Below are 17,239 nucleotides of genomic sequence, written 5' to 3' on the forward strand. Positions count from 1 at the left end.
CGGCGGGGAGCGCACCCCGTACCCCCTGCGCTCTCCGTACCTCCTGCGCTCTCCGCGCTCCCTGCGCCGCAGCGGTCCCGCTCCGACCGCGCGCCGCCTCCGGGTGCGCGGTGTCCCGCCTCATCGCCGGTCCGTCCCCGGGTCGGTGGCCGGTGAGTGTGACGCCGGGGCCGCCGCCACGGCGTCGGCCTCCCCCTCCGCTGTCTCCGCCCCCGTCGCTGTCTCCGCCCCCGCCTCGGCCTCCGGGCCGGCCTCCGCCTCCGGGTCGTGCGAGCGGCGTTTGGCGATGACCGCGCAGACCATGAGCTGCATCTGGTGGAACAGCATCAGCGGCAGCACGGCGAGGGAGGCGTGCGCGCCGAACAGGACGCTCGCCATGGGCAGGCCGGAGGCCAGGGACTTCTTGGACCCGGCGAACTGGATCGCGATCCGGTCCGCGCGGTCGAACCGCAGCGCCTTCGCCCCGTACCAGGTCAGCGCGAGCATCACGGCGAGCAGGACGGCCTCGACGGCCAGCAGGGCGGCGAGCCGGGCCGGGCCGACCTGGTGCCAGATGCCCTGGACCATGCCCTCGCTGAACGCGGTGTAGACGACGAGGAGGATCGAGCCGCGGTCGACGTAACCGAGGACCTTCCGGTGCCGGGCGACGAACCCGCCGATCCAGCGGCGCATCACCTGTCCCGCCACGAAGGGCACGAGCAGTTGCAGCACGATCCCGACGACGGAGTCCGCGGAGAAGCCGCCGCCGCTGTTGCCGAGCAGGGCGGCCGCGAGCAGCGGTGTCACGACGATGCCGACCAGGGAGGAGAAGGAGCCGGCGCAGATCGCGGCGGGCACGTTGCCGCGGGCGATCGAGGTGAAGGCGATCGAGGACTGGATGGTCGACGGGACCAGGGTCAGGAACAGCAGCCCTTGCTGGAGGGGCTGCGTGAGGACCACCGGGACGAGGCCCCGGGTGGCCGTGCCGAGCAGCGGGAAGATCACGAAGGTGCAGGCGAGGACGGTGACGTGCAGGCGCCAGTGCCTGAGTCCGTCGAGCGCCTCCCGGGTGGACAGGCGGGCGCCGTACAGGAAGAACAGGAAGGCGATCGCGGCCGTGGAGGAGCCGGAGGCCACGTCGGCGGCGGCGCCGCGGGCCGGCAGGAGCGCCGCGAGGCCGACCGTCCCGAGCAGCAGCAGGATGTACGGGTCGATCGGCATCCGGCTCGGCCGGCGCAGGCGTTTCACGGTGCTCCACTTGCTCGTTCGTACGGGTGCCGTGGGGCGGGAGGGCCCCTGTCCATCGTCCTCCCCGGCCCCGTGATCGGGAATCCGGTACACCGCTCTCACTGTGATCGCGCGGCGTGATGACCGGTACGGTGACCGGTGTGTACGAGCCGTCTCAGCTGCGCACCTTCCTGGCGGTCGCCCAGACCCTGAGTTTCACGCAGGCCGCCCGGCGGCTGGGGCTGCGCCAGTCGACCGTCAGCCAGCACGTGCGCCGCCTGGAGGACGCCGCGGGGCGGACGCTGTTCACTCGGGACACGCACTCGGTGGAGCTGACCGAGGACGGCGAGGCGATGCTGGGTTTCGCCCGCCGGATCCTGGAGGTGCACGAGCAGGCGACGGCGTTCTTCACGGGAACGAGGCTGCGGGGCCGGCTGCGCTTCGGCGCGTCCGAGGACTTCGTGCTGACGCGGTTGCCGGAGATCCTGGAGGGCTTCCGGCACGACCACCCGGAGGTCGACCTGGAGCTGACGGTGGAGCTGTCCGGCACGCTGCACGAGCAGCTCGCGGCCGGGAAGCTGGACCTGGTGCTGGCCAAGCGGCGTCCCGCGGATCCGCACGGCGAACTGGTCCGGCACGACGAGCTGGTGTGGATCGGCGCGGACCGGCTGCGGCTGCACCCGGACCGGCCGGTGCCGCTGATCGTCTTCCCGCCGCCGGGGATCACCCGCGCCCTGGCCCTGGAGGCGCTGGAGCGGCAGGGGCGGGCGTGGCGGATCGTGTGCACGAGCGGCAGCCTGAACGGGCTCATCGCGGCGGCCCGGGCGGGCCTGGGCGTCATGGCGCACTCGCGGGGTCTGATCCCGCCGGGCCTGGTGCGGGTCCCGGAGCGGGCGGGCCTGCCCGAACTGGGCCGGGTGGAGTTCGTCCTGGTGCACGGGCGGCGGCGGACGGCGGCGCAGGGGGCGGCGGACGCCCTGGCGGCGGCGATCCTGGCGGGCGGCGACCGCCTGCACCGGCGCGGCCCCCGTCCGGCGACCGCGGACCGGCCGGACGAGCCCCGCTGAGGGACCGGCCCGGGTGGGCCGGTCCAACGGGCCGGGCGCCGGTGGGTGAGCTGCCCGACCCTGCGCGGGAAGGGCGTCGCCTCCGCGTGCCGGACGCCCTCCAGCCGTCCGAGGGGTCCGCCGAGGTAGGCGTACGGGCCCGCCGCGTCGCGGGCGACGGCGACGGCGACGGCGACGGCAACGGCAACGGCAACGGCAACGGCAACGGCAACGGCAACGGCAACGGCAACGGCAACGATGCGGAAGGGGCCGGCCACGGCGGCGTGAGCGGGCCGGGCAGATCCGGTGGAGATTACGGGACCGGAACTTACTCTTCCGTCAGTTCCCTGTCCGACCCTTCCGCATGTGGGCCCATTTTCCCGCACCGACCAGCGCGGACGAGAGCATCGCCCGCTCTCCGGCCCCCTCCCCTGCCGCGCGGGCGTGGGGTAGCTTTCACGGCGCTGTGCGGCCATGAGAGGCGGGGTGCGGGGTTTGCGCGAGTTCACCAACCCTCCGTTGGCGTCGGCGCCGCCGGTGGGCGGTCTGGCCGACGTCGTCTTCGAGCACGCCCAGGACGACCCGCGGCACGTCGCGCTGGGCCGCAAGGACGAGCGGGGCGACTGGCGGGACGTGACCTCCGCCGAGTTCCGCGACGAGGTCCTCGCCCTCGCCAAGGGACTCCTCGCCGAGGGCGTCCGGTTCGGCGACCGCGTGGCGATCATGTCCCGCACCCGCTACGAGTGGACCCTCTTCGACTACGCCCTGTGGACCATCGGCGCGCAGGTCGTCCCCGTCTACTCGACCTCCTCGGCCGAGCAGTGCTTCTGGATGCTGTACGACTCCGAGGTCACCGCCGCGGTCGTCGAGCACGAGGACCACGCGATGACCATCGCCACCGTCATCGACCGACTCCCCCGGCTGCGCCGGCTGTGGCAGCTCGACGCCGGGTGCGTGCAGGAGCTGTACGACGCCGGCGCCTCCGTCGAGGACGAGGTGGTGCACCGGCACCGGGAGGCGGTGACCCCCGAGTCGACCGCGACGGTCATCTACACGTCGGGGACGACCGGCCGTCCCAAGGGCTGTGTCGTCTCGCACGGCAACTTCATGTTCGAGGCGGACACCGTCGTCGAGCGCTGGGAACCGGTGTTCCACTCCCGCAAGGGCGACGAGGCGGCGACCCTGCTGTTCCTGCCGCTCGCGCACGTCTTCGGCCGGATGGTGCAGATCGCCGCGATCCGCGGCCGGGTCCGCTTCGGCCACCAGCCCCAGCTGCAGGCCTCCGCCCTGCTGCCCGACCTGGCCGCGTTCCGGCCGACGTTCTTCCTCGCCGTGCCCTACATATTCGAGAAGGTCTTCGACGCGGCACGCCGCAAGGCCGAGCGGGAGGGCAGGGGCGGGGCGTTCGAGAAGGCCGTCGAGGTGGCGGTGAACCACGCGGAGGCCGTCGAGGCGAAGGCGTGGGGCATCGGTCCGGGCCCCACGGCGGGGCTGCGCGTGCAGCACCAGCTGTTCGACAAGCTCGTCTACTCCAAGGTGCGCGCGGCCATGGGCGGCCGGGTCCGGCACGCCATGTCCGGCGGCTCGGCGATGGACCGCAGGCTCGGCCTGTTCTTCGCCGGCGCGGGCGTGCAGATCTACGAGGGCTACGGCCTGACCGAGACCACCGCGGCCGCCACCGCCAACCCGCCCGGACGCACCCGCTACGGCACCGTCGGCCAGGCCATCCCCGGCATGACGGTGCGCATCGCGGACGACGGCGAGATCTGGCTGCGCGGCGACAACGTCTTCCAGGGCTACCTCAACAACCCCAAGGCCACCGGCGAGGCCCTGCGGGACGGCTGGCTCGCCACCGGCGACCTGGGTTCCCTCGACGAGGACGGCTACCTCACCATCACCGGCCGCAAGAAGGAGATCCTCGTCACCTCCAGCGGCAAAAGCGTTTCACCGGGCCTGCTGGAGGAACGTGTGCGGGACCACCCGCTGGTGAGCCAGTGCATCGTCGTCGGCAACGACCGGCCGTTCGTCGCCGCCCTGGTCACCCTCGACCAGGAGGCCGTCGAACACTGGCTCCAGATGCGCGGCAGACCGCAGCCGGCACCAGCCGAACTGGTGAACGACCCGGACCTGGAGGCGGAGGTGCGCCGGGCCGTGGTGACGGCGAACACGCTGGTCTCGCAGGCCGAGTCGATCCGCACCTTCCGCATCCTCGCCCAGCCGTTCACCGAGGAGCACGGCCTGCTGACCCCGTCCCTGAAGCTGAAGCGCAGGGCGATCGAGAACACGTACGCCGACGAGGTCGACGCGCTGTACCGGACGTGATCCCCGGCCGACGGATTCCGGGGTCAGGAATGCATGACGCCCCGTGATCGTTGACCATGGGAGTACCACTTGACGGACAACCGAAGGATCAAGAGCTCGTGAGCAGCAAGGTCCCCCCGATCATCCTGAACAACGGCGTCGAGATGCCCCAGCTGGGCTTCGGCGTGTGGCAGGTGCCGGACGACGAGGCCGAGCAGGCGGTGGCCACCGCGCTGGAGGCCGGGTACCGCAGCATCGACACAGCGGCGATCTACGGCAACGAGGAGGGCACCGGCAAGGCACTCGCCGCCTCGGGCGTGGCCCGCGAGGACCTCTTCGTCACCACCAAGCTCTGGAACAGCGACCAGGGGTACGACGCGACGCTCCGCGCGTTCGACGTCTCGCTGGAGAAGCTGGGCCTCGACTACGTCGACCTGTACCTGATCCACTGGCCGCTGCCGGCCCGCGGTTCCTACGTCGACACCTACAAGGCGTTCGAGAAGCTCCTCGCGGACGGCCGCACGCGGGCCATCGGCGTGTCGAACTTCCTGCCGGAGCACCTGGAGCAGCTGATCGCCGAGACCTCGGTCATCCCCGCGGTCAACCAGATCGAGCTGCACCCGCACCTGCAGCAGCACGCCGCGCGGGAGTTCCACGCGGAGCGGGGCATCGCCACCGAGGCCTGGTCCCCGCTGGGCCAGGGCAAGGGGCTCCTGGAGGTGCCGGCGATCGTCGCCATCGCCCGCAAGCACGAGCGCACCCCGGCCCAGGTCGTGCTGCGCTGGCACCTCCAGATCGGCAACATCGTGATCCCGAAGTCCGTGACGCCGTCGCGGATCGAGGAGAACATCGAGGTGTTCGACTTCAGCCTGGACACCGAGGACCTGGCCGCGATCAGCGCGCTGAACGAGGACCGGCGCATCGGTCCCGACCCGGCCACGTTCGACATCGGCTGAGCCGCACCGGCCGGGCCCGCACCGGCCGGGCCCGCGGCCCGCACGCGCCGGAGGGCGTCCCTGTAGTCGAGGGGCGCCCTCCGGCGCGTCAGTCGGGCTGTCCGAGCGGGCGTACGTCGACTCCCTGACGACGGTGTTGACCGGGCCGGCGGATCGCCCGCACCACGGAGTCGGCGGTCTGGTCGACGGTCAGCAGACGCCCGGGCGGCAGGCTGCCGTAGCCGTCCCGGAACGGGGTCTCCACTAGACCGGCTTGACCGCGGTGTGCACCGAGTGGGCGGCCAGCACGAACACGTCCGGCCGGTGGTGCACGCCCGCCGGGTCCTGCGGATCGAGCAGCCGGTCGAGCACAGCCCGGTCGTCCGCGTCGAGCGTGTCGCCGAAGACGTCCCGGAGCCGGTCCAGGGAGGCGGCGATGTAGGCGCGGGCCCGGTCGGAGGCCGGTGCCGGCAGGTCGAGCAGGAAGCTGCGGGTGCGGGTGTGCTTCAGGCCCGCGGCGCTCAGCAGCGCGGCCCAGTCCTCGGTCTCCTCGACGGCTCCGGGCAGGTCGGCACGCATCCGGGCGAACCACTCCGCCTCCAGCGCGTCGAGCCGTGCCTCCAGGCCCGGGCGGCCGAATCCGAGGTCGCGCGGCAGGAACCGGCTCGGCAGACCGCCCTCCATGATCGCCAGCGTGCCGCCGGGCGCCAGCCGCTCGGCGAACGCGGCGAGGGCGGCGCGCTGGTCGCCCAGGTGGTGCAGACTGCGGCCGGCCCAGATCAGGTCGGCGGGGTAGTCCAACTCGTCCAGGACTCCGGGCAGCTCTCCGGTCAGCGTGCCGAAGCGGTCGGCGTGTCCGAGTCGGCCGGCCCGTGCCTGTGCCCGCTCCAGGAGCGGTCCGGAGCCGTCGACGGCCATGACCCGTGCACCGGGGAACACCTCGGCGAAGAGGCAGGACACCACACCGGGGCCGCTGCCCGCGTCGACGATCAGCCCCGGTTCGGTCACCTCCTTCCCGAGCCAGGACAGGGCCTTCTCGTACAGGGGCATGAACAGCTCGGCCTGGGCCTCCAGGTGCGGGGCCATCTCGGCCCAGTCGATCTCGGTGCCGTTGCCGTGCCCGTGCCCATGCCCATGCCCGTGCCCTGAGCCGTCGTTCTGTTCGTTCTGTTCGTGCTGTTCGTGCGCCATGGTGGTCAGCCTCTCGTCCGTGGTGCCGACAGCGTGCGTCGACGCACCGGTCGGAGGCCATCTCTGTTGCCGGGACGGCAAAAAACCGGCAACCGGATTCCCGGGAAACCCGGAGAACACCGACCGGCCGCTCCCGGTGGACGGGAGCGGCCGGTACCGCGCCGGGGGCCGGATGGTGCGCCCCCGGCGGGTCACGCGGTTACGGCAGCGGCGGGTAGGCGTTCTGCATCAGCTGCTGGAACTGGGCGGAGAACCAGTGCCCGGAGACCGGCGCGTTCGGCAGGGCGCCCGACATGTTGTTGTTGTTGCGCGGGTTGCCCGTGTACGTCGGGTCGCACATCCGGTCGAAGCCCTTGCCCTCGTCGTTCGGGATGGCGCTGCTGGAGCCGTCGGACTCGCCCGGCGGCTTCATCCAGACGTAGGCGTCGATCCCGGCCGCCGGGGCGGCCTGCGGGCGTTCGCCGAGGCCGGCACCGGACTGGTTGCACCAGTTGCCGGTGTTGAGGCGGCGGTCGTAGCGGCCGCCGTCGACGTAGGTGTCCACGCTGGTCGTGGCGCCCGGTCCGGCGGGCCGGGCGGTGCCGCCCCAGCCGTTGCGGGAGGTGTCGATCAGCATGCCGATGGTGGAGTTGAAGCCGGTGGTGACCAGCTGGTTGCGGAAGGCCTGGGCGAAGGACAGCTCGTCGACGTAGCGGTTCCAGTCGACCCACTTCGACTCGCGGACCGACTTGCCGGCCACGTTGTCGTTGATGGTGAAGTTGTTCTCCTTCAGGGCGCTGTAGTTGGCCGTGTTGGTGATGAAGCCGTGGACGTCGTTGACGGTGGCGCCCTCGGTGGTCGCCGCCTCCTTGAAGAGGGCGGCGCTGGGGGCGAAGTTGTCGTCCCAGCCGATCCAGCCGTGGTGCCCGGCGTCGATGTAGTTGTAGACGTTGGGCACGTCACCGAGCTTGTTCAGGGCGTAGCCGACGCCCTTCTGGTAGTTGCCGTTGGCCTTCATCACGTCGCACTGCGGGGTGGCCGTGGGTCGGCTGCCGGTGTTGGTGACGAGGTTGGGCAGCGAGTCGATCTCGATGGTGGTGACGATGCGCAGCCCGGCGTACTTGGAGTCGGCGAGGATGGCCTTGATCGGGTCGATGTACTGCGTCTTGTACTTGTCGATCTCCGTCGGGCCCAGCTCGCCGTTGGAGGCGAGGGCCGCGCAGTCACGTCCGGGCAGGTTGTAGATGACGAACTGGACGACGAGTTCGCCGGAGCCCTTCTGCTTCAGCGCCTCGTCGAGGTGGGCGCGCAGGCCCATCTTGCCGTTGGCGCCGTTGATCGCGGCGATGCGGTCGAGCCAGACGCCGGTGGGCTGGTTGGAGACGCGGCTGCCGCCGGGTTCGGCCGCGGCGTTCGCCGACCACTCGGGGTTCACGTACACCTTGGCGCCGGCGTAGGGGTTGTCGACCCTGGTGCCGGGGGTGCCGGGATCGGTCGGGCCGGGGTCGGTGGGGCCGCCGCCGTCGACGTTGCAGGTGACGCCGTCGAGGGTGAACGTCGTCGGGAGCGCGTTACTGCCGCTGTAGGTGCCCTGGAACCCGAAGCTGGTGGAAGCGCCCGTCGCCAGCGTGCCGTTGTAGCTCTCGTTGGCGGCGGTGACGGCCGTACCGGACTGGGTGAGCTTCGCGCTCCAGGCGCTGGTGACCTTCTGGTTCCCGGCGTACGACCACTTCACGGCCCAACTCGACTTGGCGGCAGAGTTGTTGGTGATGGTCACGTTGGCGGTGAAGCCGGTGCCCCAGTCGTTCTGCACCTTGTAGTCCACGGTGCACGGCACGGCGGCGATGCCGGCGTCACCGGGGACGACGGCGAGCGCCGTCCCGGAGGCACCGGCGACCAGCGCCAGCGCGGCGAGTATCGCAGTTCTGCTACGGCTCATGAGTGCGGTATTCCTTCTCGGTTGCGAGTGTGGGGTGGCGCGCTTTTCCCTAGAGGTCGTGGTCGTGAGGGGTCGTGGTCGTGGGGCGGTGCCGGGGTCAGCCGTTCAGGGCGCGCGGACGATCACGCGGCCCGATGCCGTACGCGGTGGGTGTCCCGTCGTGGTGCGAGATCGGGGACGGACCGGTGGAGCAGTCCCGGGTGTTCCAGGTCCAGCCCGGGTACGGCAGTCCGCGGTCGTCGAACCGCTTCATGACCCGGTCGACGAATCCGCGCGAGCGGGTGTTCTCGCCGGTCTTCCCGCCACCGGCGGAGCCCGGTCGGCGGCGGGGGCGAGTGGGGAGTTCCAGCGGCCCTCGTCGGCCCGGGAGTTGGAGTTGTACACCTGCCGGGCGGCGAGGTCGCCCGTGGGCTCGGCCGGCTCGTACGTCAGCCACTGGCCGAGGTCGTCGGAGCAGGCGATCCCGTCGGCGAGGATCGCGTGGCCGGCGCCGGCCGACCGTACGGCGTCGACCGGATCCTGCATACACGACCGGCGGCGTGGCGCCCGGGGCGAGGGCTACCGCGCCGGCGACGGCTAAAAGTACTGAACGCGGGGGGTGTCGCATGAGCGAGTCCTCACAGCTCGGGCACGTCGGTACGGACGCGTCGACTGATGGAACCGCTCCCACTGGTGCCAACGAAGCTAGCGCCAAGTGTCGGCAAAGAACAGAGGGTTGCTGACTTTCTCTCAACCTCACGTGTCGAACATTTTCGACTCTTCAAGCACCTTGACCGCCCCCCGCCACGTCCCCACTATGGGAGCGCTCCCACTGGTTCAAGGCTTGTTGCTCCTCCCCCCTTCTCCGAGCCGCAAGGAGGAACCGGCACCATGGATCCCTCACGCAGGCGCCGCACGGCGCGGCGACTGTGGACCGCCGTCGTGGCGGCCCTCGCGCTCCCCCTGGCCATGTTGGGCACGAACACAACTCCGGCCCAAGCCGCGGCACTTCAGTGCAGCGTCGACTACAAGACGAACGACTGGGGATCCGGCTTCACCGCGGATCTCACCCTCACCAACCGCGGCACGGACCCGATCAACGGCTGGACCCTGACGTACGCCTACACCGGCGACCAGAAGCTGACCAACGGCTGGAACGGCAGCTGGTCGCAGTCGGGCAAGCAGATCACGGTGACCAACGCCTCCTACAACGGGACGGTCGCCGCCGGCGCGGCGGTCGGCACCGGGGCGCAGTTCACCTACAGCGGCGGCAACGCCGCTCCCACGACTTTCTCGGTCAACGGCACCCCGTGCACCGGCGCCCACCAGCCGCCGATCACCGTGCTGACCAGCCCGGCCGCGGGCGCGGTCTACACCCAGGGTGACGCGGTGCCGCTCGCGGCCACCGCGGCCGCCGCGGACGGCGCGACCGTCTCCAAGGTCGAGTTCTACGACGACACGACCCTGCTCGGCACGGACACCAGCGCGCCGTACTCGCTGTCGGCCTCTGGCTTGACCGTGGGCAGTCATTCGCTGGTGGCGAAGGCCTACGACAGCCTGGGTGCCTCCGCGTCGTCCACGCCGGTCGGCATCACGGTCGCCTCGGGGCCGGCCGTGGTGGCCTCCACGACCCAGCTCGCCGTCCAGCAGGGCAAGACGGGGACGTACGAGCTGCGGCTCTCCACCCAGCCGTCGGCCGACGTGACCGTGACGACCGCCCGGGCGAGCGGCAACACGGGACTCACGGTGACCGGTGGCGCGAGCCTGACCTTCACCCCGTCGAACTGGAACACCGCGCAGAAGGTGACCATCACGGGCAGCGGCTCCGGCACGGGCGCGGCGACCTTCGAGTCGACGGCGAACGGGCACGCCAAGGCCGCGGTCACGGTCACCCAGATCGCCGCCACCAAGGCGTACGACGCGCGCTTCCTGGAGCTGTACGGGAAGATCACCAACCCGGCGAACGGCTACTTCTCCCCCGAGGGGATCCCGTACCACTCGGTGGAGACGCTGATCGTCGAGGCCCCGGACCACGGGCACGAGACCACGTCGGAGGCGTACAGCTACCTGCTCTGGCTGCAGGCGATGTACGGCAAGGTCACGGGCGACTGGACCAAGTTCAACGGCGCCTGGGAGATCATGGAGAAGTACATGATCCCCACCCACGCCGACCAGCCGACGAACTCCTTCTACAACGCGTCCAAGCCGGCGACCTACGCGCCGGAACTGGACACGCCCGACGAGTATCCGGCGAAGCTGGACGCCGCGGTGTCGGTGGGACCGGATCCGATCGCCGGTGAACTGAAGACCGCTTACGGCACGGACGACGTCTACGCCATGCACTGGCTCCAGGACGTCGACAATGTCTACGGCTACGGCAACTCCCCCGGCAAGTGCGAGGCCGGTCCGACCGACACCGGCCCGTCGTACATCAACACCTTCCAGCGCGGCGCGCAGGAGTCGGTGTGGGAGACGGTGCCGCAGCCGACCTGCGACGCCTTCAAGTACGGCGGGAAGAACGGCTATCTGGACCTGTTCACCGGTGACTCCTCCTACGCCAAGCAGTGGAAGTTCACCAACGCCCCGGACGCCGACGCGCGCGCCGTGCAGGCCGCCTACTGGGCGGACGTCTGGGCGGAGCAGCAGGGCAAGGGCAGCCAGGTCTCGGCCACCGTCGCCAAGGCGGCGAAGATGGGCGACTACCTGCGGTACGCGATGTACGACAAGTACTTCAAGAAGGTCGGCAACTGCGCGGGTCCGTCCACCTGCCCGGCGGGCACCGGCAAGGACTCCTCGCACTACCTGCTGTCCTGGTACTACGCGTGGGGCGGCGCCACCGACACCAGCGCCGGCTGGGCCTGGCGCATCGGTTCGAGCCACGCGCACGGCGGCTACCAGAACCCCCTGGCCGCCTACGCGCTCAGCAGCTACGCCGACCTCAAGCCCAAGTCGGCCACGGGACAGGCGGACTGGGCCAAGTCCCTGACCCGGCAAGTGGAGTTCTACCGGTGGCTCCAGTCCAGCGAAGGCGCCATCGCGGGCGGTGCGACCAACAGCTGGGCGGGCCGCTACGCGACTCCCCCGGCCGGCAAGTCGACCTTCTACGGCATGTACTACGACGAGAAGCCCGTCTACCACGACCCGCCGTCCAACCAGTGGTTCGGCTTCCAGGCGTGGTCGATGGAGCGGGTCGCCGAGTACTACCAGCAGTCGGGTGACGCCAAGGCCAAGGCCGTCCTGGACAAGTGGGTCGACTGGGCCCTGTCCGAGACGACGGTCAACCCGGACGGCACGTTCCTGATCCCCTCCACCCTCCAGTGGTCGGGCCAGCCCGACACCTGGAACGCCGCGAGCCCCGGTGCCAACACGGGACTCCACGTCACCGTCGCCGACTACACCAACGACGTCGGCGTGGCCGCCGCGTACGCCAGGACCCTGACGTACTACGCCGCCAAGTCCGGTGACGCGGAGGCGAAGGCGACCGCCAAGGCCCTGCTGGACGGCATGTGGAACAACAACCAGGACGCCCTCGGCATCGCGGTCCCCGAGACCCGCACCGACTACAACCGCTTCGACGACGCCGTGTACGTCCCGAGCGGCTGGACCGGCACCATGCCGAACGGCGACGCGATCAGCGCCTCCTCGACCTTCGACTCGATCAGGTCCTTCTACAAGAGCGACCCGTCCTGGTCGAAGATCGAGAGCTACCTCGCGGGCGGAGCCGCGCCCGTGTTCACGTACCACCGGTTCTGGGCCCAGGCGGACATCGCCATGGCCATGGGCTCGTACGCGGAGCTTCTCGAATAAGCCCCCGCTAAGGCTCCGCGTACCGCGCCGGGCGGTCCCCACCCGCACAAGGGGACCGCCCGGTCGTCGCATCCGGCCTCCCCACACGGCCCCGGCACGTTCCCGTGCCCCTCCCGCACGTCCCCGCACGTCCCCTCACGTCCCCGCACATTCCTTGACATGGCTTCTCGAGGAAGGACCCCACTGTGCGAAGAACCCGTGTCCTGACGGCCGCGCTGGCACTCGCGGCCGGCCTGCTCGCCGGCAGCCCGCCCGCGCTCGCCGCCGACAGCGCTCCGCGGACCACCCTGGCGGCGGAGTCGTACACCTGGAAGAACGCCCGGATCGACGGCGGCGGTTTCGTCCCGGGCATCGTCTTCAACCGCAAGGAGAAGAACCTCGCCTACGCCCGCACCGACATCGGCGGGGCCTACCGCTGGCAGCAGAGCAGCAAGACCTGGACGCCGCTGCTGGACTCGGTCGGCTGGGAGAGGTGGGGGCACACGGGCGTGGTGAGCCTGGCCTCCGACTCCGTCGACCCGAACCGGGTGTACGCGGCCGTCGGCACGTACACCAACAGCTGGGATCCGGGCAACGGGGCGGTGATGCGCTCGGCGGACCGGGGCGCGAGCTGGCAGCGGACGGACCTGCCGTTCAAGCTCGGCGGCAACATGCCCGGCCGGGGCATGGGCGAACGCCTCGCCGTCGACCCGAACCGCAACAGCGTGCTGTACCTGGGCGCGCCGAGCGGCAAGGGGCTGTGGCGGTCGACGGACTCGGGCGTCACCTGGTCGCAGGTGGCGAACTTCCCCAACGTCGGGAACTACGTACAGGATCCGAGCGACACGAGCGGCTACGCCTCCGACAACCAGGGCATCGTCTGGGTCACCTTCGACGAGTCGACGGGCACGTCGGGCAGCGCCACGAAGACGATCTACGTCGGGGTCGCGGACACGGACAACGCGGTGTACCGCTCCACGGACGCGGGCGCCACCTGGTCGCGGCTGGCCGGACAGCCGACGGGACACCTGGCACACAAGGGTGTACTGGACACCGTCAACGGTCAGTTGTACCTCGCTTACAGCGACAAGGGGGGCCCGTACGACGGCGGCAAGGGCCGGCTGTACCGGTACACGACGGCGACCGGGACCTGGACCGACATCAGCCCGGTCGCCGAGGCCGACACCTACTACGGCTTCAGCGGGCTGACGCTCGACCGGCAGCGCCCCGGCACGGTGATGGCGACCGCCTACAGCTCCTGGTGGCCGGACACCCAGATCTTCCGGTCCACCGACAGCGGCGGCACCTGGACGAAGGCGTGGGACTACACGTCGTATCCGAACCGCGAGAACCGGTACACGATGGACGTCTCCTCCTCGCCCTGGCTGACCTGGGGGGCCGACCCGTCACCGCCCGAGCAGACCCCGAAGCTGGGCTGGATGACGGAGTCGATGGAGATCGACCCCTTCGACTCGAACCGGATGATGTACGGCACGGGCGCGACGGTCTACGGCACGGAGAACCTCACCGAGTGGGACTCCGGCGGCACGTTCACCATCAAGCCGATGGTGCAGGGACTGGAGGAGACCGCGGTCAACGACCTCGCCTCTCCCCCGGCCGGCGCCCCGCTGCTCAGCGCGCTCGGCGACATCGGCGGCTTCCGGCACACCGACCTGACCAAGGTCCCGTCGATGATGTTCACCTCGCCGAACTTCACCACCACCACGAGCCTGGACTTCGCCGGGACCAACCCGAACACGGTCGTGCGGACCGGCAACCTCGACTCGGGCCCGCACGTGGCGTTCTCCACGGACAACGGCGCCAACTGGTTCGCGGGCACCGACCCTTCAGGAGTGAGCGGTGGCGGGACGGTGGCCGCGGCGGCGGACGGCAGCCGCTTCGTGTGGAGCCCGGCGGGCGCCGGGGTGCACCACACGACGGGCTTCGGCACCTCCTGGTCGGCGTCGAGCGGTATCCCTGCCGGCGCGGTCGTGGAGTCCGACCGCGTCGACGCCAGGACGTTCTACGGCTTCAAGTCGGGCAGGTTCTACGTCAGTTCGGACGGCGGCGCGACCTTCACCGCGTCCCCGGCGACCGGTCTGCCCAGCGGGGACAGCGTACGGTTCCAGGCGGTTCCCGGCATCAAGGGCGACATCTGGCTGGCCGGCGGGGCGAGCGACGGGGCGTACGGGCTGTGGCACTCGACGGACGGCGGTGCGAGCTTCACCAAGCTGCCCGGCGTCGAGCAGGCCGACACGATCGGCTTCGGCAAGGCCGCCGCGGGCGCCTCGTACCAGACGTTGTACACCAGCGCGAAGATCGCCGGGGTACGCGGCATCTTCCGCTCCACGGACCAGGGCGCGAGCTGGACGCGGATCAACGACGACGCCCACCAGTGGGGTTGGACGGGCGCCGCGATCACGGGTGACCCGCGGGTCTACGGCCGCGTCTACGTCGCGACGAACGGCCGGGGCGTGATCTACGGCGACACCTCGGACCCTGCGGGCGGGGGCGACGGGGGCGGCGGCACGGACCCGACGCCGACGGGCGCCTGCGCGGTGACGTACACCGTCACCAACCAGTGGTCCGGGGGCTTCCAGGCGGACGTGAAGCTCACCAACACGGGGCCGAGCGTCTGGTCGGGGTGGTCCCTGAACTGGGCCTTCACCGGCGGTCAGACGGTCTCCCAGCTGTGGAACGCCGAGTACACCCAGTCGGGTGCGTCGGTGACCGCGAAGAACGTCGGCTGGAACGGCACCGTGGCGGCGGGCTCCTCGGTGGGCTTCGGCTTCACGGGCAGCTGGTCGGGCACGAACGCGAAACCGGCCGCCTTCAAGCTGGGCGAGCAGACCTGCGCGGTGAACTGAGCCGCGCCGAGGTGGACCGAGCGGTCACCGGACCGGTGGGGCGCGTGCCGCGAGCGGCACGCGCCCTTCGCGCCGGACCGGTCAGGGCGTGTAGACCGTGGGCCGCAGTGCCGTCGCCATCCCGTTGCCGATGAAGAAGCTCGGGTGCGGCGGCTGGTTGTACGCAGTATTTTGCCAGGCCAGGGCCGTGCGGTACTGGGTGTCGTGCAGCAGGGTGGTGATCTTGGTGCTGGTCTCGACCGGCGTCGAGTAGATCCGCAGGGCCTTGTTGTCCGTCGTCGGCCAGACCACCTCCTCGCGCCAGTCGCCGAGGATGTCCCCGGACAGGGACGGGGTGGACTTGGTGCCGTTGTTGGAGTGGACGCCGGAGGCGGTCAGCAGGCGGGTGTCGCCGGAGGTGCCGTACTTGTCGATGCGGGTGCCGTCGAGGAGTTCACGGACGGGGTCGCCGTCCCACCAGGTGACGAAGTTGACGCTGGACGGCTCGCGGCCGAGGGAGGCACCGGTCGCCGAGCGCAGGGTGGTGTCGGAGGCGGACCAGGCCTCGGCACCCGCACTGCCGGCGTAGACGTCGGCGGCGACTCCGCGGCCGTTGTCCGCGCCGGAGGCCGTCTGCCAGAGGATCTGGCCGGTGCGGGCGTCCGCCATCCAGGAGCCCGGCTTGCTGCTGTCCTCGGAGACCTTGAAGTACTCCAGTCCGGGCCTGGACGGCACGAGGTCGCCGAGGTGGGCCGCGTCGCCGTGGCCGAGCTTGGTCGTCCACAGGCCGCTTCCGTTGTCGTCGACGGTCATCGCGCCGTAGACGATCTCGTCCTTGCCGTCGGCGTCGACGTCGGCGACCGACAGGGCGTGGTTGCCCTGACCGTCGTAGCCCTTGCCGGAGTTGGTGGAGGAGTTGGTGTCGAAGGTCCAGCGGCGGGTGAAGGCGCCGCCCCGCCAGTCCCAGGCCGCGATCACGGTACGGGTGTAGTAGCCGCGGGCCATGACGAGCGAGGGGCGGGTGCCGTCCAGGTAGGCCGTGCCGGCGAGGAAGCGGTCGACGCGGTTGCCGTAGGAGTCGCCCCAGGAGGAGACGGTGCCGCGGGCGGGCACGTAGTCGACCGTGCCCATGGCCTTGCCGGTCTGCCCGTTGAACATGGTGAGGAACTCGGGGCCGGACAGCACGTAGCCGCTGGAGTTGCGGTGGTCGGCGCCGGCGTTGCCGATGACCGCGCCGGTACCGTCCTTGGTGCCGTCGGCGGTCTTCATGGCGACCTCGGCCTTGCCGTCGCCGTCGTAGTCGTACACCTGGAACTGCGTGTAGTGGGCGCCGGAGCGGATGTTGCGGCCCAGGTCGACGCGCCACAGGCGGGTGCCGTCGAGCTTGACGGCGTCGATGACCGTGTTGCCGGTGTAGCCGGACTGCGAGTTGTCCTTGGCGTTGGTCGGGGACCACTTGAGGACGAACTCCAGGGCGCCGTCACCGTCGAGGTCGCCGACGGAGGCGTCGTTGGCCTCGTAGGTGTAGGCCACCCCGTCGGGGGTGGTGCCGCCGGCGGGCGGGGTGAGCGGAACGTCCTTGTAGCCGGTGCGCAGTTGGACGGCGTGGACGGAGTCGGCCTGTTCGACGCCGCCGACGACCGCGCGGACCGTGTAGTCGGCCTGGGCCGGGGCGCCGGAGTGGAAGAAGTTCGTGGAGCCGGTGACCGGGGTCGTGTTGACCTTCGTGCCGGCCCGGTAGACGTTGAAGGAGACGTCACCCGGGTCGGTGCCGAGCCAGCGCCAGCTGACCAGGTTGCCGCTGCCGGTGTGCACGCTGACGACTCCCCGGTCGAGCTTCTCGACCTGGCGGGCGGTGGCCGCTTCGGCGCTGCCATGGGTGAGCGTGGTGAGTCCGGCGCCGACGAGTGCGGCCACGGCGATCGCCGCGGCGAGGACGGCGCTCCTGCGCCGCCTGCGGTGGGTGGGGGGACGCAGCGGTGGCTGCGGCTCGGGCGTGTGCGGGTGGGGGTGCTGCACGAGAGGTACCTC

Annotated in this window: 12 protein-coding genes; 5 read left to right on the forward strand and 7 right to left on the reverse strand. The window is 70.9% G+C overall.

What is annotated here, in order from left to right; translation table 11 throughout:
• Positions 1 to 120: 120 nt before the first annotated feature.
• Positions 121 to 1,200, reverse strand: coding sequence for a bile acid:sodium symporter family protein (locus ACGFQC_RS15885; protein ID WP_363088867.1), 1,080 nt, complete (start codon positions 1,198 to 1,200; stop codon positions 121 to 123).
• 167 nt (positions 1,201 to 1,367) lie between these two features.
• On the opposite strand from ACGFQC_RS15885, the gene ACGFQC_RS15890 reads away from it, so the two are divergent.
• The 3 genes from ACGFQC_RS15890 to ACGFQC_RS15900 all read left to right on the forward strand — a co-directional run bounded on the left by ACGFQC_RS15890 (position 1,368) and on the right by ACGFQC_RS15900 (position 5,509).
• Entirely contained in the window at positions 1,368 to 2,273 is a 906-nt protein-coding gene (locus ACGFQC_RS15890; RefSeq protein ID WP_363088760.1) for a LysR substrate-binding domain-containing protein, read from the forward strand.
• 474 nt (positions 2,274 to 2,747) lie between these two features.
• Entirely contained in the window at positions 2,748 to 4,574 is a 1,827-nt protein-coding gene (locus ACGFQC_RS15895; protein WP_363088759.1) for an AMP-dependent synthetase/ligase, read from the forward strand.
• 98 nt (positions 4,575 to 4,672) lie between these two features.
• Complete coding sequence (locus tag ACGFQC_RS15900; protein WP_363088758.1) at positions 4,673 to 5,509, forward strand: aldo/keto reductase; 837 nt, start codon at positions 4,673 to 4,675, stop codon at positions 5,507 to 5,509.
• An 88-nt stretch (positions 5,510 to 5,597) separates the two neighbouring features.
• Here the strand turns inward: ACGFQC_RS15900 and ACGFQC_RS15905 are convergent, their stop codons facing one another.
• From ACGFQC_RS15905 to ACGFQC_RS15925, 5 genes are all read right to left on the reverse strand, one after another.
• Complete coding sequence (locus ACGFQC_RS15905) at positions 5,598 to 5,753, reverse strand: oxidoreductase (protein ID WP_363088757.1); 156 nt, start codon at positions 5,751 to 5,753, stop codon at positions 5,598 to 5,600.
• Positions 5,753 to 6,679, reverse strand: a complete 927-nt coding sequence (locus tag ACGFQC_RS15910; protein ID WP_363088756.1) for a methyltransferase — start codon at positions 6,677 to 6,679, stop codon at positions 5,753 to 5,755. Before ACGFQC_RS15910 ends, ACGFQC_RS15905 begins: the two co-directional genes overlap by 1 nt.
• A gap of 199 nt (positions 6,680 to 6,878) precedes the next feature.
• A complete protein-coding gene (locus ACGFQC_RS15915; RefSeq protein ID WP_363088755.1) occupies positions 6,879 to 8,597 on the reverse strand; it encodes a glycoside hydrolase family 6 protein in 1,719 nt (572 codons plus the stop codon).
• Between the two features lie 97 nt (positions 8,598 to 8,694).
• Positions 8,695 to 8,850, reverse strand: a complete 156-nt coding sequence (locus ACGFQC_RS15920) for a hypothetical protein (protein ID WP_363088754.1) — start codon at positions 8,848 to 8,850, stop codon at positions 8,695 to 8,697.
• Positions 8,847 to 9,122, reverse strand: coding sequence for a hypothetical protein (locus ACGFQC_RS15925; RefSeq protein ID WP_363088753.1), 276 nt, complete (start codon positions 9,120 to 9,122; stop codon positions 8,847 to 8,849). Before ACGFQC_RS15925 ends, ACGFQC_RS15920 begins: the two co-directional genes overlap by 4 nt.
• Before the next feature lie 345 nt (positions 9,123 to 9,467).
• Here ACGFQC_RS15925 and ACGFQC_RS15930 point away from each other — a divergent pair, with 345 nt between their 5' ends.
• Together ACGFQC_RS15930 and ACGFQC_RS15935 are read left to right on the forward strand one after the other, a co-directional pair.
• The gene (locus ACGFQC_RS15930; RefSeq protein WP_363088752.1) at positions 9,468 to 12,383 is read left to right on the forward strand and encodes a glycoside hydrolase family 48 protein; all 2,916 of its coding nucleotides are present in this window, start codon (positions 9,468 to 9,470) and stop codon (positions 12,381 to 12,383) included.
• Between the two features lie 185 nt (positions 12,384 to 12,568).
• The gene (locus ACGFQC_RS15935) at positions 12,569 to 15,229 is read left to right on the forward strand and encodes a cellulose binding domain-containing protein (RefSeq protein WP_363088751.1); all 2,661 of its coding nucleotides are present in this window, start codon (positions 12,569 to 12,571) and stop codon (positions 15,227 to 15,229) included.
• Between the two features lie 81 nt (positions 15,230 to 15,310).
• On the opposite strand, the gene ACGFQC_RS15940 is transcribed toward ACGFQC_RS15935, so the two are convergent.
• On the reverse strand, positions 15,311 to 17,227 hold the full coding sequence (locus ACGFQC_RS15940; protein WP_393288266.1) for a rhamnogalacturonan lyase: 1,917 nt from the start codon (positions 17,225 to 17,227) through the stop codon (positions 15,311 to 15,313).
• Positions 17,228 to 17,239: the final 12 nt, after the last annotated feature.

This window comes from Streptomyces sp. NPDC048734, from assembly GCF_043198675.1.
Classification (GTDB): domain Bacteria; phylum Actinomycetota; class Actinomycetes; order Streptomycetales; family Streptomycetaceae; genus Streptomyces.